Annotated in this window: 10 protein-coding genes; 6 read left to right on the top strand and 4 right to left on the bottom strand. The window is 43.8% G+C overall.

Features of this window, described 5'->3' with window-relative positions; all coding sequences use genetic code 11:
- Positions 1–102 precede the first annotated feature (102 nt).
- The 5 genes from AC59JT_RS05385 to AC59JT_RS05365 all read left to right on the top strand — a co-directional run bounded on the left by AC59JT_RS05385 (position 103) and on the right by AC59JT_RS05365 (position 11,245).
- A complete protein-coding gene (locus AC59JT_RS05385; RefSeq protein WP_497396590.1) occupies positions 103–3,444 on the top strand; it encodes a SusC/RagA family TonB-linked outer membrane protein in 3,342 nt (1,113 codons plus the stop codon).
- Between the two features lie 27 nt (positions 3,445–3,471).
- Positions 3,472–5,082, top strand: a complete 1,611-nt coding sequence (locus AC59JT_RS05380) for a SusD/RagB family nutrient-binding outer membrane lipoprotein (RefSeq protein WP_497396589.1) — start codon at positions 3,472–3,474, stop codon at positions 5,080–5,082.
- A gap of 70 nt (positions 5,083–5,152) precedes the next feature.
- Positions 5,153–7,072 carry a glucosamine-6-phosphate deaminase gene (gene nagB, locus AC59JT_RS05375; RefSeq protein WP_497396588.1) on the top strand — a complete coding sequence of 640 codons (1,920 nt, stop codon included), beginning with the start codon at positions 5,153–5,155 and terminating at the stop codon, positions 7,070–7,072.
- Positions 7,073–7,151: 79 nt separating this feature from the next.
- Complete coding sequence (locus AC59JT_RS05370; RefSeq protein WP_497396587.1) at positions 7,152–9,677, top strand: family 20 glycosylhydrolase; 2,526 nt, start codon at positions 7,152–7,154, stop codon at positions 9,675–9,677.
- Between the two features lie 38 nt (positions 9,678–9,715).
- On the top strand, positions 9,716–11,245 hold the full coding sequence (locus tag AC59JT_RS05365) for a serine hydrolase domain-containing protein (protein WP_497396586.1): 1,530 nt from the start codon (positions 9,716–9,718) through the stop codon (positions 11,243–11,245).
- A gap of 108 nt (positions 11,246–11,353) precedes the next feature.
- Here the strand turns inward: AC59JT_RS05365 and AC59JT_RS05360 are convergent, their stop codons facing one another.
- The 4 genes from AC59JT_RS05360 to AC59JT_RS05345 all read right to left on the bottom strand — a co-directional run bounded on the left by AC59JT_RS05360 (position 11,354) and on the right by AC59JT_RS05345 (position 16,061).
- Positions 11,354–12,568, bottom strand: coding sequence for a glycoside hydrolase family 88 protein (locus AC59JT_RS05360; protein ID WP_497396585.1), 1,215 nt, complete (start codon positions 12,566–12,568; stop codon positions 11,354–11,356).
- A gap of 99 nt (positions 12,569–12,667) precedes the next feature.
- Complete coding sequence (locus AC59JT_RS05355) at positions 12,668–13,687, bottom strand: LacI family DNA-binding transcriptional regulator (protein ID WP_497396584.1); 1,020 nt, start codon at positions 13,685–13,687, stop codon at positions 12,668–12,670.
- Positions 13,688–13,692: 5 nt separating this feature from the next.
- Positions 13,693–14,847, bottom strand: a complete 1,155-nt coding sequence (locus AC59JT_RS05350) for a DUF6786 family protein (RefSeq protein WP_497396583.1) — start codon at positions 14,845–14,847, stop codon at positions 13,693–13,695.
- 50 nt (positions 14,848–14,897) lie between these two features.
- Positions 14,898–16,061 carry a glycoside hydrolase family 172 protein gene (locus AC59JT_RS05345; RefSeq protein ID WP_497396582.1) on the bottom strand — a complete coding sequence of 388 codons (1,164 nt, stop codon included), beginning with the start codon at positions 16,059–16,061 and terminating at the stop codon, positions 14,898–14,900.
- A 377-nt stretch (positions 16,062–16,438) separates the two neighbouring features.
- On the opposite strand from AC59JT_RS05345, the gene AC59JT_RS05340 reads away from it, so the two are divergent.
- Positions 16,439–17,623, top strand: a complete 1,185-nt coding sequence (locus AC59JT_RS05340) for a di-heme oxidoredictase family protein (RefSeq protein WP_497396581.1) — start codon at positions 16,439–16,441, stop codon at positions 17,621–17,623.
- Position 17,624: the final 1 nt, after the last annotated feature.

Raw genomic sequence — 17,624 nt, 5'->3', positions numbered from 1 at the left:
AACATAAATGCCCCCGGAATAAGATTAGCCGGCTGTAAACATGCTTGAGACCCATTAACAGCATAGGCTCAGTTTAATATGAATATTAAAACCTTTACAAATATGAAGATTTTTTACGGCAAACTATTGCCTATACTTCGAAAATGCATGCGCATTACTACAATTATCATTGGACTTCAGTTATGCTGTGCCGCTATGCTGGCCGCTAAAGGCACCCGTGCCCAGGAAATGAACTTAAATGTTGACAATGCCAATATTAAGCAAGTATTTAAACGCATTGAGCAGCAGGCAAACGTAACTTTTGTTTATGATGCGCAGGTAATTAACAAATTACCCGGCCTTACCTTACACATTAACAAACAACAACTTAACGACGTACTAACGGAACTGCACAATAAAACCCAGCTACAATTTAAAATGGTTGGTAATTTTATTGGTGTGGCCCAAAATTTAGGAAGCATGCCCGTGCTTTCTGCCGCAGGCGATGCTAAAGCGGCTATTAAAATAACCGGCTTGGTTAGGGATGCCAGCGGTCAGCCGCTTATTGGCGTAAATATAGCTTTGAAAGGTACTACCACCGGCACCACCACTAATGTTAACGGGCAGTTTGAGATTGATGCCAATATTGGAGATGTGTTAGTTTTCAGCTACCTGGGTTACACTAAAAAAGAAGTTACCATCTCATCTCCTGCCGCGCTTGTGGTATTGTTAGATGAAGATGCCCGACAATTAAGCGAGGTGGTAGTAACCGCCCTGGGTATTAAAAAAGAACGTAAAGCGTTAGGTTACTCGATCACTGAAATTAAAGGATCGGAACTAACGGAAGCGCGTGAGCCAAATATGATCAATAGCCTGGAGGGCAAAGTTGCAGGTTTAAACGTATCACCCACCGCGGGTGGCCCCGGCTCATCATCAAACGTTATTATACGTGGTAAATCAAGCTTATCACAAACCTATCAGCCATTATATGTTATTAACGGTGTCCCTATGGATAATACGCCTAACAGTGCACCGGGCAGTCAGTATGACAACCAGCCGGACATGGGTGATGCTATAGGCAATATTAACCCGGACGATATCGAAACGATATCTGTATTAAAAGGAGCCGCAGCATCGGCATTATATGGTTATCGTGGTAAAGCAGGGGTTATTTTAATTACAACTAAAAGCGGCAAGGGCAATAACGTTGAATTTAACTCAAACTTTGTTGGCGAATCGGTTATCAATTCAACCAACTGGCAATATGTTTACGGTCAGGGTGCAAATGGTATTAAACCAAGCAATCAAACAACTGCGTTTCAATCCGGCCAATCAAGCTGGGGTGCAAAGTTAGACGGTAGTAATGTAGTGCAGTTTGATGGCGTTTTACGTCCGTATAGCGCGCAAACAAAAAACATTCAAAACTTTTACCGCACAGGCACTACCGCTACTAACACCATAGCTTTAAACCGCAGTTTTGATGGTGGATCTATCCGTTTTTCGGCCAGCGACCTTACCAATAAGGCTATCACACCAAACTCAGGTTTAGGCAGGCAAACTTTTAACTTCACAGGTAACTACAACCTATCAAAAAACCTAACCGCCGATCTGCGTGCTAACTATATACTGGAGCAAGCGCACAACAGGCCTTTTTTAAGTGATGGTGCAGGTAACTCAAACTATAATGTTACTTTATTGCCAACCAGTTTAGATGTTAATACCTTAAAAAAGACAACAAATGATGATGGCAGCGAGTATGGTTACTCCGGCAATACCTTTGCCACTAACCCTTGGTTTGCGGCTAATAAATTTATCAATAACACAAAACGCCAACGTTTAATAGCATCCGCGTCATTACGCTATACTTTTGACGATGGATTCTTTATCCAGGGTCGTGCAGGCAGAGATTATTACAATGACCGCTACACAGCCATCGTGCCAACCGGTACAGCTTATCGTCCATTAGGTACCATATCAGAAACCACAACAAATTTTAATGATATTAACACAGATGTGTTGATGGGCAAAACCTTTAAAGCAGGCGACCTTACCGTTACCCCTAACATAGGTGGCAGCTATCGCCGCACACGTTCAGAATCGTTTGTGGTTAGTGGTAACAACTTTATCGTTCCTAATTTTTACGTGATCAATAACGTAGGGCAGCCAAACCCTACCAGGTACACACCGTCGGACAATGAAGTATTCTCTGTTTACGGAACCATGGAGTTTGACTACAAAAATTTCTTTTACTTAACCGGCTCAGCACGTAACGACTGGTATTCAACACTAGCTACCCCAGGTGTAAATAACCCGCTTAACAAGTTCTACCCTTCCGTTAATGCTTCGTTTATTTTCTCAGAATTTGTACATAACGATTGGTTGAGCTTTGGTAAACTACGTGCAGGCTTTGCACAAGTAGGCCAGGCAACCGACCCGTACAATACACAGTTGGCCTATAACTTCAACGGGGCTATCAATGGCAACCCTATCGGTGTAATTGCCAACACTGCTGTACCAAATAAAAGCCTAATTGCTTCTTTAGCTACCGAGTTGGAAATTGGTACAGAAATGCGCTTTTTCCGTGATCGCTTAAGTTTAGACCTTACCTGGTATAACAAAAAATCAACCAATGAAATATTAACCGCGCCTGCTTCAATTACATCAGGTTATAGCGGTGCTGTGTTAAACATTGGTAAATTACAAAACACCGGTTTCGAGGTTTTGATCTCAGGTTCGCCGGTTAAAACAGGCATTGTTAGTTGGAAAACGTCATTCAACGGCTCAATAAACAACAACAAAGTAGTATCATTGGCAGACGGCCAGTCATCAATCGGTGTTTCAACTTCAAGATCGGGCAATGGCTTCACCCAAAACATTGTGGGCTTACCTACCGACCAGATCATGGCCTTTGATTACAAACGCGATGCGGCTGGCACCATACAAAAAGATGCCGCCGGAGTACCTTTACAAGGTGATCTGAAAGCTTATGGATCTGCGTACAGCAAATGGATAGCAGGTTGGAATAACGAATTCACCTATAAAAAATTAAGCCTGTCTGTATTGATCGACGGAAAATTTGGCGGTAAGATATTCTCTGCTACTGATTATTATGGTTATGTATTGGGTTTACACCAGGCAACATTAGAGAACAGGGAAACACTGGGCACCAACGCCTCTACTTACTACAGTACATTGGCTAACAACGTGTCAAGTTTATTTGTACAGAACGCGTCATTCATTAAACTACGCCAGGCTACATTAAGCTATGCTTTACCCGCTAACATGTTTCATGGTGCAATAAAAACAGCATCTATAAGCCTGGTTGCGCGTAACTTGTTCTACCTGTTAAAACGGACGGACAATATCGACCCGGAATCTAACTACAGTTTCAATGCACAGGGCCTTGAGTTAGGTGGTGTACCATCAACCCGTAGCTATGGCTTAAACCTGAATGTTAAATTCTAATTATTAACTAACACTGATTTTATTAAAATGAAAAAGATATTAAAATATACAGCGTTAGCTTTAACAGGCGTAATGCTTTCAACCGGTTGCAGAAAAAGTTTTGAAGAGATCAACACCAATCCCGCAACCTATAGCCCAAGTACTTTTGACCCTAACTATTTACTGACTGATGCGCAGCTAGGCTACTCAGGCAGTGCAGATTTTAGCTATGATACCTGGCGTGCCAATTTGATCTATTGCTCAACTATGATGCAAGGATTATCAACCGTGATAAGCTACTGGGCGGGCGATAAATATATGCTTAACGCAGGTTACACAGCCGCTTACTGGGGTTTTGCAGGCGGCGCGACAACAGGTGGCGATGGCGCATATCCCGAACAGGTAAAACCAATTGTTGACGTTGTAAAATCTACCGAAGGTATAGCCAAATACAAAAACCTGCACCAAATAGCGCGGATAATGCGCGCATTGATATTTGAGCGCATAACCGATCTGTATGGCGATATTCCTTATTCGCAGGCAGGTTTGGGCTATTATACCAACTCTTACTTCCCGGTGTATGACAAGCAACAAGCTATATACAATGATCTGTTAAAAGAGATATCAGAGGCCACTGCCGCTTTAGACCCTGCCGGCGATAAACCAATTGGCGATATGTACTATAAAGGCGATATAGCTAAATGGAAAAAGTTTGGCAACACATTACTGCTGCGCGTTGCCATGCGTTTGAGCAAGGTTGATGCCACTACAGCTAAAACTTACGTGCAAAAAGCTATTGGCAATACTATGGCCAGCAATGCAGACGATGCTTTCTTTTTGGGCGATGCTGCCGGTGGCCGTACTACCATAAACCGTAACAGCCAGATCTTGCTGGGCGATGGAGGTCAGGAAAATTTTTATACCCGCTGGTCAAAAACGTTTATTGATTTCCTGAAAACCAATAATGACCCTCGTTTATCAAAAATAGCGGTAACAAACCTGTATATTAACGAAAACACCAAAGCTCAAAATGCCGGTGCTAATGCAAGTTTCGCAGCGCAAAAAGGTATGCCTAATGGCAAGGATCTAAGCGGCGTTGCGGCCCAGGATGTTCGTCAGGATGCTAGTTTTACTGCATTTACAGACTACTCATCTCCCGCCCCGGCATTAATAAAACGTAACGGCCCAACCTTTGTGCTAACCTATGCCGAGTCGGAATTATTATTGGCAGATGCCGCCGAGCGTTTTGGATTAGGAGGTAGCGCGGCTACGCATTATCATGACGGCGTAGTAGCGGCAATGACCTACTTAGGCACCTATGATGCAACCGCTGCGGTTAGCTTAGCAGATGCGGAAGCTTATTTGGTAGCCCATCCATATATACCGGCTACAGGCTTACAGCAAATAAATACCCAGTATTGGGCGCTTACCAATACCATGCTTGATTTTTATGAAACATGGGCTAACTGGAGAAGATCGGGCTTCCCGGTATTAGTACCGGTTAACTATCCCGGCAATAATACCGGCGGAACTATTCCGCGCCGCTTCCCTTACCCGGTTTCGGAAGCTGGTAGCAATACCGCAAACTATAACGCAGCACATAATGCCGTTCCCGGAGGCGATGTGTTAACATCCCGCGTATGGTGGGACGCTCAATAGCGATTTGATTAACGGCCCCCTGCCGGTCTGCAGGGGGCTTTTTTTAACCTTTATTAATGTCTACACTATCATGGCAAGATTAAACCTGCTGGAGGAGACCCGTTTTGAAAAATTATCGGTAACCGTATACCCCGATCAACATATTGCGTCTAAAAAAGTAGCCAGGCGCATTGCTGATATCATCCAAAAAAAGCAAGAAAATAGTGAGCCCACCGTACTTGGCCTCGCCACCGGCGTAACACCCGTAGGCGTTTATGCAGAGCTGGTACGCCTGCACCGCGAAGAGGGCCTGAGCTTTAAAAATGTAATTACTTTTAACCTGGATGAATACTACCCCATGAAACCTACCGCGGCGCAGAGCTACGTAACCTTCATGAACGAGAATTTATTTGATCATATTGATATTGATAAGGCCAACATCCATATCCCCGATGGTACGCTGGATCAATACCAGGTAGCGCAGTTTTGCCTGGAGTATGAACAAAAGATAACCGCCCTTGATGGTATTGATATCCAAATATTAGGTATTGGACGTACCGGTCACATTGGTTTTAACGAACCGGGATCGGCACCTAACTCAGGTACCCGACTGGTTACTTTAGATGACCTTACCCGCAGCGATGCGGCACGCGATTTTGGTGGTAAAGAAAATGTGCCCAACAAAGCTATCACCATGGGTATCGGCACCATATTCAAGGCCCGCGAAATTATCCTGATGGCCTGGAGCCAAAAAAAGGCTGAGATCATTAAAAAGGCGGTCGAAGGCGAGATCTCTGGGGAAGTGCCGGCTACATACCTGCAACTATCAGATAACGTAGAGTTTATTTTGGATGAAGGCGCGGCATCTGCCCTAACCCGTTTTAATACCCCATGGCTGGTTAAGGATTGTGTTTGGACAAAGGCGCTTAAAAAGAAAGCTATTATATGGCTGGCTAATATGCTTAACAAACCCATCCTTAAACTCACCGAAGAGGATTACAATAACCACGGCATGGCGCAATTAGCCGTACAACAAGGACCGGTTTACGATATCAACATCGATATTTTTAACAAGCTGCAGCATACCATTACCGGCTGGCCGGGCGGGAAAGCGAATGCCGACGATTCGCAAAGGCCCGAGCGGGCCGAGCCTGCTTTAAAGCGCGTGGTGATCTTTTCACCCCATCCTGATGACGACGTAATATCAATGGGTGGTACATTTATCAGGCTGGTTGACCAAGGGCATGATGTGCATGTAGCCTATCAAACGTCAGGTAATACGGCAGTTTGGGACGATGATGTGTTGCGGTATATGGAATTTACCATCGACTTTAACAGAAGCATAGGCGATGACAATACCCGGTTAAAGACAATTTATAATGATATGCGTCGTTTTTTTAACCAGAAGCAACCCAACCAGGTTGATACGCCCGAGGTGCGCGATGTAAAAGGTTTTATTCGCAAAACCGAGGCCATATCGGGTTCACGCTACGCCGGTTTGGAAGACGACCATATCCATTTTATGGCGCTCCCCTTTTACGAAGCCGGCAAAACACAGAAAAATCCGGTTGGCGACGAAGATATAATGTTAACCATGGATCTTTTACGACAGGTAAAACCGCACCAGATATTTGCCGCCGGCGATTTTGCCGATCCGCATGGTACGCATGTGGTTTGCTTTAATATTATTCTTGCTGCACTCGATCGCCTGAAAGCAACCGAAGATTGGATAAACGATTGCTGGCTATGGATGTACCGCGGTGCCTGGCATGAATTTGCTACGCATGAAATTGAGATGGCCGTACCTCTATCGCCGCAGGAAGTATTGGGTAAACGGAACGCGATCTTTAAACACCAATCACAAAAAGACAGACCGGTTTTCCCGGGTGAGGATGCACGCGAGTTTTGGGTAAGGGCCGAAGATCGTAACCGTGATACCGCGCTCAGGTACGATGAGCTTGGCCTGGCAGAGTATGAAGCGATGGAGGCATTTGTTCGCTATAAATTTTAATATGTACATTTAGCTATAATGGCAGCATCGCCCGAATGAGGCGGGTGGTGTTTGCCGTTATCGGCTACAAACTATACTTATGAAACATCTTTTTTCTGTTTTGCTTACTGCTTTATCATTTGTTAACGCGTTTGCTCAGCAAAAGCCCGGCGCTACTATTGATCTACATTTGAAATGGGAGGTTGTTGAAAATAATCATAAAGGTCAATTGCAATCGCTTGCAGCGTTAACGCTAACTACCGGTAAAAACTTCACATTGCCGGCTAAAGGCTGGAAACTGTATTTCAACTTTTTGAGGCCTACTACGCCAGGTTCAATGACCGGCGGATTGGAGATTACCGCTATAAACGGCGATTTCCATTCGCTAACGCCCAAAGCTGGGTTTAAAGGTATAGCAAAAAACAGTTCGCTTAAAGCACAGGTATTAGTTCCCTATTGGCTGATCAACAAAACAGATTCGCCCAAAGGTTTTTACCTGGTTTGGGATAACGCGCCTGATAAATATTTTCCTGTTAACGATCCCGAGCTAATACCCTCAACCCAGGCAAAACAGTTTGCCCGCGCGCCGAATGACAATGTTGGTGAGACCACACCGCAAGCAATCTTTGAACAAAATAAAGTTATACAGGATATCCCCGCAGATAGCCTGATCAAAATATTTCCTACCCCGCAAAATTATAAAGCTACTGGTGAGAAGTTCATCCTTACATCAGGGGTTAAAATATCTACTGAATCATTCAGCAAAGAAGCTGCGTATCTAAAAACTGAACTTGGTAAATTATTATTGCCAGCGGCACCAACAGCCAGCATTATAAGCCTTGTACAAAAACAGCTACCCGAAGAAGCTTACGAATTAAGTGTAACCGGCAAGCAAATCACAATCGCAGCATCTTCCCCTAAAGGTATTTTTTATGGTATCCAATCCCTTAAAACTTTAATTGCACCAGGCGCGTACAGAAAAAAACAAGCATCGGTTTTAGTACCGGGGGTGATAGTTGCCGATGGCCCAAGGTTTGGTTATCGCGCTTTCATGTTGGATGTGGCGCGTAATTTTCATTCTAAAAAAGAAGTATTAAAGTTGCTGGACCTGATGAGCCTTTATAAGCTAAATACCTTACGGTTCCATTTAACTGATGACGAGGGTTGGCGCTTGCAAATACCGTCTTTGCCCGAACTCACAGCAGTTGGCGGTAAACGCGGTCATACGTTAGACAATAGCAAAAACATACAGCCATCCTACGGCTCGGGCCCATTTGTAAGTAATACCACTTTTTACAGTAAGGCTGATTTTGTCGAGATATTAAGATATGCTAGAGACAGGCATATCACCGTGATCCCCGAAATTGAAACACCGGGGCATGCACGTGCGGCCATTAAAGCAATGGATGCGCGGTATAGAAACTACATGAGCCAAAACCAGCCTCAACAGGCCAGCCAGTATCTTTTGCGCGATCTGGGCGATAGTTCAAAGTACAGATCGGTTCAGTACTTTAATGATAATGTGATAGATGTTTCTTTACCATCTACCTATACATTTATTGAAACGGTTGTAAAAGAAGTTAAACAAATGTATGCCGAAGCCGGTGCCCCTTTACAAACCATGCATTTTGGTGGTGATGAAGTACCTGCAGGTGTTTGGGAGAAATCGCCGGCATTTTTTAACCTGATGAAAACCGATACTGCTATACAAAGTACTGATGACCTTTGGGAATATTATTATAGCAGGGTAAATAAGATATTAAAGTCGAACAATTTATACCTCACAGCCTGGGAAGAAGTGGGCACCCATAAGGTTACAGAAAACGGAAAAAAAGTATCGGTTGTAAACCCTGCTTTAGCTAATGAAAACATCCATTTAGAGGTTTGGAACAACGTTTTAGGTTGGGGAGCCGAGGACCTGGCCTATAAGCTGGCAAACCGCGGTTACAAGGTTATTTTATCTAATGTAACTAACCTATATTTTGATATGGCTTACAACAAAAGCTATTACGAACCGGGATATTATTGGGGAAGCTACGCCGACGAATCAGCAGCATTTAAATTTATTCCTTACGATTATTTCAAAAACGTAACAGTCGACAGGCTAAACAACCCCATTAATGCAGCAAGCTTGTCAAGCAAAGAAAAACTAACCGCCGAAGGAAGAAATAATATAGTAGGTCTGCAAGGTGCACTTTGGGCCGAAAACCTTCAAAGTTCGGACAAGGTAGAATATATGCTGTTACCAAAACTGCTAGGCTTTGCCGAACGTGCCTGGGCTGCCGACCCCGACTGGGCCACAGCAACCGATGCGGCAAAAAATCAGGACTTATATCAGGCGGCCTGGTCAAAATTTGTAAACATACTAGGCAAGCGCGAACTGCCTCGTTTAAGTTATTATGCAGGTGGCTTCAAGTACCGCATACCCGAAGTTGGTATAAGCAAAACAAATAATATTATCACTGTTAACAAAGGCTTACCAGGTTTTGAAATTCATTATACAAGCAACGGAACAACGCCTAGTGCAAGTAGCCCTGTTTATACTAAACCGTTACCGGCAGGGAAGCTAAAGCTAGGCTTATTCAACAACGCAGGCAGATCTGGCAGGATAATAACGGCGCAATAAAAAATTGCTTACTTTAGTACAAACCAATCATCACCACCATGTTTACCTATCGCCGTATAATCAACCTGGCTCTTGCATTCCAGCTTAGCTTTGTTTTAATTTTAAACGCACAGGATCTGCCACGCAGTAAACCCGAAGATCAAGGGGTAGATTCGAAAGGTATTCTTGATTTTGTTAACGCTACGCGGACGAGCAAAACCGAATTTCATAGCTTTATACTGGTGCGCCATGGTAAGGTGGTAGCTGAAGGTTGGTGGAACCCTTACGCGCCGCAGTTGCGCCACACACTTTACTCCTGCAGTAAAAGCTTTACCGCGACAGCAGTTGGCTTTGCCATTGCGGAGAAAAAACTGTCATTAACAGATAAAGTGATCTCTTTTTTCCCCGACAAATTACCTGCAACGGTGAGCCCCAACCTGGCTGCACTGACAGTTAAAGACGCGCTCATTATGTCTGACGGGCAAGACCCCGAGCCAAGCCGCTTATCCGCCGAAACAGATTGGGTAAAAGGCTTCCTGGCAACGCCTATTGAACATAAGCCGGGTTCGGTTTTTCTTTACAATTCGTTGGGCACGTACATGCTTTCTGCAATTGTTCAAAAAGTTACCGGGCAAACTTTGTTGCAATACTTAACACCGCGATTATTCGATCCGCTTGGCATCAAGGGCATAGATTGGGAAACTGATACCAAAGGAATAAATACCGGCGGCTGGGGTTTGCGGGTAAAAACAGAAGACATGGCTAAGTTTGCCCAGTTATTTTTACAGCAAGGCCAATGGAACGGCAAACAAGTTTTGCCGAAAGGCTGGGCCGAAGAAGCCAGCTCTGCAAAGATCATCCAACACCCGGATTTGCCGCAGGCAAAAAAAGACGCAAGTGATTGGGAACAAGGCTATGCTTACCAAATGTGGCGTTGCCGTAACAATGCCTATCGTGGCGATGGCGCGTTCGGTCAGTTTATGATCGTAATGCCTGACCGGGACGCGGTGTTGGCTATCACTGCGGAAACTTCGGATATGCAAGGTGAAATTGACCTGGTTTGGAAATACTTGTTACCTGCCATGCGCCCCGGTAAATTACCTGCAAACACAGTTAGCTACGCTGAATTACAAACAACTTTAAAAGAATTAGCATTACCGCCTGCAGCTAAAACCGTTGCCCCTACAGCTTATAACAAAACCTATCAACTGGAGCCCAATAAATTCAATTTTAGCTCTGCTACATTTGATGCCAAAACCAATGGCAGCTACCAGGTGACCTTAAAAAATGACACCGCCACCTATCAGCTTGACTTTGGTGCCGGCAAATGGCAAAGCAATATCACTCAAAAGCCCGGCCCATCGCTTACCGCAGGCGCTAAAGAAAACAGGAGCATGCTTTTCCCGGCCAGGGCAGCAGGCAGTTATACCTGGACAGACGATCATACCTTACAATTGACACTACGCTACATTGAAAGCCCGCATACCGAAAAATTCACTTGTGTTTTTGATGGCCAGGGGCTAACTATGCAAGTCACTAACACTGTTGAACGTGGCAGAGAAACAATCCTGAAAGGCAAACAACAATAAAAAAACGGATTAACATTCCGATTACAACAAAAAAAGAAGCCTCTTAATTAAGAGGCTTCTTTTTTATAAGCTGTTGAATGCTGTTTTCCATAACCAGCACAAAATAATTTATTGTTTTGTATTAAACGCCTTATAGCGTGTCAAACCTTCTAGAAAATAATAATCGGCATAGGTCAGAGGTACATCAACTTCCGATTTTCCCGGCAAATGGCCAACACAGTGTTCAATGATGAAACCTCCATTGGTACCAACTTTTGCCAGGTATGGCGGCTGCGACAGATTTTTCAAGATTGTTTCTGCAGTTCTAAAATACTGATTGGCTGTAGCGCCGGAATTATATTTACATAACTCCAGCAGTGCAGATGCTGTAACAGAAGCCGCCGAAGCATCTCTTAAAGCATTAGGAATATCGGGTGCATTAAAATCCCAATAAGGAATTTTATCCTTAGGCAAATTAGGATGGCTAAGTATAAAATTGGCTATATGATTGGCCTGCGCTAAATATTTAACATTTTTAGTTTCCCGGTACATTACGGTATAACCATAAAGCCCCCACGCTTGCCCACGCGCCCAGGCCGATTCATCTGCAAAGCCCTGCGCTGTTTTCTTTTGCTGCACCTCACCGGTTTGTGGGTTATAATTGATGACATGATAAGAGCTAAAGTCGCTTCTGAAATGATTTTTCATAGTGGTATTGGCATGTGTTACGGCTATTTTGTAATAGCTTGAATCGCCGGTTGTTTTTGTCGCCCAAAACAGCAATTCCAGGTTCATCATGTTATCTATGATAACAAGGTACTCCGGCTTTTTAGAATCCCATGATTTGATACAGCCAATCTTAGGGTCGAACCTTGTTGATAGTGATTTTGCACTATTCCGCAATATTTCTTTGTAGCTATCATTAGGCGATAAACTGTTAGCTGTACCGAAGCTGCAATACATCATAAACCCTAAATCGTGCGTGTTTTTATTAAACTGTTCTTTAGCCAGCACTTTAAGGATACGATCGGCCTCGGTCAACAAAGCCTGATCTTTAGTTTGCTTATAAATATAAAGCAAGGAGCCCGGGTAAAAACCACTACACCACCATCCTGACGCACTTGTCTCCAGGCCTTTAGTTGGGTAATAGGTTTTGGGGAACCTGTCTGCCGGTAAAGATTTCATCATTACGGTATATTGCTGATCAGCTACCTTAAAATCCTGGCTTATGGTGTTTATAAATTTTGGATCTGTTTTAAACAGATTTGCTTTCTGCGCGTACGAATTCGCTACCGATGCTGATATCAACACCGCGATAACTAGTTTCTTTAGTAAATTTCTCATGTTAGATTCTTCGGATAACAAATTAAGGAAATTATAATGTAATACGTTGCAGCGGTTTATGGTATACTTCTCGAAAATTTAAATGGAGGAGGAATTCTTTTATTCTGACGAATCTTTCCTGTTCTTAAGTTTGCAATTTACTGTGATTTGCTGTCGCGTTACGGGCCGATTTGTTATTTGATCCGTTAAAATTCTAACAGCTTCAACCCCTATTTGATTTAGTGGTTGTTCTACTACAGCTAAAGGCGCATTAAAAAAAGCGAATGCTTCACTTTGGTCAAAGCAAACCATATCTATGTCTTCGGGAATCCTGATTTTTGCGCGACTTAAATAACTTAAAGCATATCCGGAAAGCGTATTCGTTGCAAAAAATACGGCGTCAAGATTTGGATTATCTGTTAAAAGTTCAAGCATGGCTTCATCAACCTCGCTTCCGCCTCTTTTGCCTTCCACTTCTTTAATAATCGGCACTTGCTTGCCGGCTGACAAATCACGAACCGCATCACTGTAACCGCGCTTTCTGTCTTTCATATGTGGAAGATCACTCTTATACGCGATCATACCAATATACTTACGGCCTTCAATCATCGAATATTTTATCGCATTATAGGCAGCATTATAGTTATCAGATACCACGTAATTAGAATTGATGCCCGGAAAATACCTGTCAATTAACACGTAAGGGATGTTTTGATCTTCTAACTGCTGGATCTGAGCTTCAGAATCATCCGTGGGAGCGATAATTAGGCCATCAACCTGCTGGTTTAAAAATACTTGTATCAAATTGGCAGACTTATCCATATTCTCGTCCGAGCTACCGAAAATCACGGTATAATTGCTTTTGGCTGCCTCATCTTCAATAGTACGGGCAATGCTGCCAAAAAACGGATTCGCGATATCAGCCACTATCAACCCTAAAATTTGCGATTTGCCCATTTTAAGGCTTTTAGCAATTTGATTGGTTTGGTAGTTAAGCCTTTTAGCAACTTCCTTGATCTTCATCGCCATTTCTTTCCCTACCCGCGCCTCTTTCTCTTTACCATTCATCACGTAGGAAACCAGTGCTGTAGAAACACCTACTTCTTTGGCTATATCTTTAAGAGATATCCTTTTTTTCATATGCATTAATTATACTGCTTAACGGTTAACAGTTTTACGCTCAGCACTTTTTGCGCTATGGCCGAAAGTTGTGCTGCCGGCCCTGTAAAATGAAACACGGTATGGTTATGAGTTGCTGATGCGCCCGGAGTTAAAAAATGAGCTGCTGAAACACTTTCAAGTTCGTAAAAAGGCCCCATTTGTTTACCGTCGGCGAGCGGACCATCGTTATATGCGTTTACAGCATCGCCGCTAAATATGGGCTTATCTGTAAGCCACTCCTGGTTTAAGTATTTTCCTGCCGGATCTACATCAAATAGTATAATGGTTAAAACACCATTAACAAGGTCATAACTACCCGCCACCGGTAGCGCCCTATCCGGGTGTATCCCTATTTTGCTGCGGCTTTTGCCATCAGCTTTAAACCATAACGCCCGGCCATCTGATTTTAAGCGATCGGCTGGTATTTCACCAAAATAGTTGGTGGTAGCCGGATTACCCGCTCCCGGTTTATAGGGGATGATAATAGTTGTTTGGTCTGATGGACGGAACATATCCAATATCCATGTACACGGTACGCCGGTTTTCTCATTCCAGGCGAAAGTGCCTGCATTGGTAACTTTATTTTCTGTACGATAAGCAACGGCTTTTATAGCTGCAGGCAAATCTATTTTTATTAATTGGCCGATAGTTTTGTTACTAAGTAATTGAATATTACGATCAACTTTGATTGCCAGATCGGTACCTGCATAATTTTTGATGTTCATGCTTTTACTCATGCTAACCAAGCTATCATTAGATGATACGAGTTCCCAGGCTTCGTTATCTATCGGTGCCGGGGTTTTCCATTTGTCGAAGGTCATACTATCACCCTTGTTAAAAAAAACGGAATACTTACCACCTTCAGGGCCAAGCCAAAATCGGTTTTCGCCCCCATACGCGTTCATATGTTTATCCAACGGGCCATTAAACGCTTTGTAATTGATCCATCCTAAACTTTGCCCACCGTCGCCCTGCGTAGTAGATGTGAAAACTTTAGCCTGGTAACGCGGCGATATCAATATTTGTGCGTCATCACTCCCCAACACTACGGCCGCGGTATCATGCGATAAAATAAACTTTTTATCGTAGCCAAATGAACCTGCAGCGTCTGTTTGGGTAGCCTGCTGGCAGGAAGTCATTATTATAACCAAGGCGCTTAGCGTCAGAAATGGTCTCGCGTTCATCAATTTTAGTTTACTTCCAGCTTGTCTTTTGCAGGAAGTGCAGGGAACTGTGCATGTGGTTCTCTTTGATAAAAGTAAGCAACAGTAATGATATCTGAGTTTTGCGGGAAGTACCGGCCACCTGCACGCCATCCCAGATCCTGGATAGTCACCTTCAGGTCACTTTCAAAGCGGATAGGGTCCTGGATATGCCAGCGGTACATACCAAAACGATGCTGCGATTTATAGACGCCATCGGGCCTTATTACCTGGTGCATACCGGTATACGGCGTTGAAAATTCCTGGTATTGATGAGTTTTCTGGTTTTCGAAGTTGTATGAGCCACAGAAATAATCTTCCGTTCCGGTACCTACTATAGTGGCGTTATTTTTATCGCCATCCATAAAAAATTTGATCTCGCCTTCGCCCCACCAGCCGTTATTGCGTACACCAATGGCCATGTAAGTGCCCACGTATTGGCCTTTACCTTTCACGCCGTCAAGTATCACATGATCTGATGTAGTGTTGGGGTTTGACCTTCGGTATTGGGCATGGAAATAACCTTCGTCCTCGCCTACTTTGGTCAATGTGTAATCTACCTGATAATATAAGCGCATAGCTTCTGTATTAATATTTTCCATGGTGATCCTGCATTTTTTGCGGAAAGGCATTTTCCAGTAAGAATTAAATGCGCTGCCCGGGTTAACTGTAACCGCCAGCGAGTTTAACGGCGCATATTCATTCCAGGCCATGCCGAAAAATGCGCCTACAGGGCATTCCACCGATGGTTGTTTTTCATCATCCCAATAAAAACGAATAACACTGAATTGCCAGTTACCGGTCGGCGTCATCCAGATGTGCTGAATAGCGCCTGAACCTTCTATTTCGGCAATAGTAAAAGTTTCGCCGGGGTTGATTATGATGAAAGGATTTACCTTCCAGCCCGTACCCAGGTCGCGCGCCTCATTGGCCGCGTTGGCTACATTTCGTTTGCCTTTATCTTTCACGGCATCAGCCATGGCACCCTTGCCTTTACCACCGCTAAAGTTCTCGGGACTGATAGACCGGGTCTGCGCGTCAGATAATCGCGACAAATTACTTAGGTTCATGTCCAATCCATTAAACTTCTCCTGGCCAAAAGCCGTTAGGTTAATTAATACGAAAAAAAACGCTGTGAAAAACTTTCTCATTTTGTTATGTTGTTTATAGTGTTTGGTTTTCAATGCTCAATTTAAATCATTGTTAGCAGCATAGCAATACTAAACAATGCTTAAACTTTTTAATCAATAAATATTTATCGTTTTAATTGTGGTCTGCAATCGATGCCAATGATAAGCTTAATCGTTTAAACAAGCAAGAATTTTGCTAACTTTTATGTCAATGTGTTGCTGGTAAAACAATCGTCCAATAGCAATTACATGCTGACGCGCCGGATAAATAGCACTTCGTTATTTTATATACTAATCGCATAAACGCCGGCAAACAAGTAAATATATTTACACCATTCTAAAAATTAAAATTTGGTATGCCTAATTTTATTTATAAGTTTGTGCTTGTATAAGAAATAATGAAACACAAATACTTATTCTTTCTGTTGCCTGTATTTGCATCGTGCACCAAGTTTCAGCCCTCGGCACCAGATGACGACCAGTTATTAGATGGCCCGATGGCGGAACTAACCGGCGAACAGTCTGCGCAATTTTTGCGGGGCGACAGGGCCTTCAACGACGAAATATTTACCAAAGAAACCGGGTTAGGCCCGCTATTTGTTTCCACCTCGTGCGGCAGTTGTCATGCAGGTGACGGCAAAGGCCACCCTTTCTCTACCCTAACCCGCTTTGGGCAAACTGATGGTAGCGGCAATATGTTTTTGCATGCCGGCGGTCCGCAACTACAACACCGCGCATTGCAGGGTCACGAGCCTGAACAAATACCTGTCGGTGCCACTTTTTCTCGGTTTACGCCACCGGCCAATACCGGCTTGGGTTTATTGGACGCGGTAAGCGATGCTGATATAATGGCAATGACCGACCCGTTGGATGCCGACGGCGACGGAATAAGCGGCGTTCCTAATTGGATAGCACCTAAAAACTATATTAAGCAAAGGCAGGGAGGCATTGTACAAAACGGCCTTATCATTGGGCGATTTGGCAAAAAAGCAGCGGCTTATGATCTTTTACATCAAACTGCGGTGGCTTATAATGAAGATATTGGCATCACCTCAGCTTTTGAACCTAAAGATACTTACAGCGGTGATGATGGCGACCCTGAAATTGCCAGTCAGACCGTACTTGATGTTGTATTCTACTTAAAGACATTAAAAGCTCCAATACAGCGCAACGCGGAAATGGCGGCAATAAATGGTGGTAAGGCGCTTTTTGTACAAGCAAAATGTGGCAGTTGTCACCGGCCGGAACTTAAAACCGGGTATTCGCCAATAAAACCACTGTCCTACGTCAATTTTTCGCCTTATACTGATTTGTTGCTGCATGATATGGGCAGCGCGTTAAACGATGGCTATACAGAGGGCAGCGCCAAAACTGCCGAATGGCGCACTCCCCCGCTTTGGGGCCTGGGTTTATCTACCAAATCGCAGGGCGGGCAGTATTATTTATTGCATGATGGCAGGGCACGAAGTATTGACGAAGCGATACGGCTGCACGGTGGCGAGGCCAGCCGCAGTCGTGAAAATTATCAGTCGCTTACAACCGCCGAAAAACAACAATTATTAAAATTTTTAGAATCGCTGTAAG

This window comes from Mucilaginibacter sp. A3364, assembly GCF_059690715.1.
This window is presented reverse-complemented; position numbering and strand designations above follow the sequence as displayed.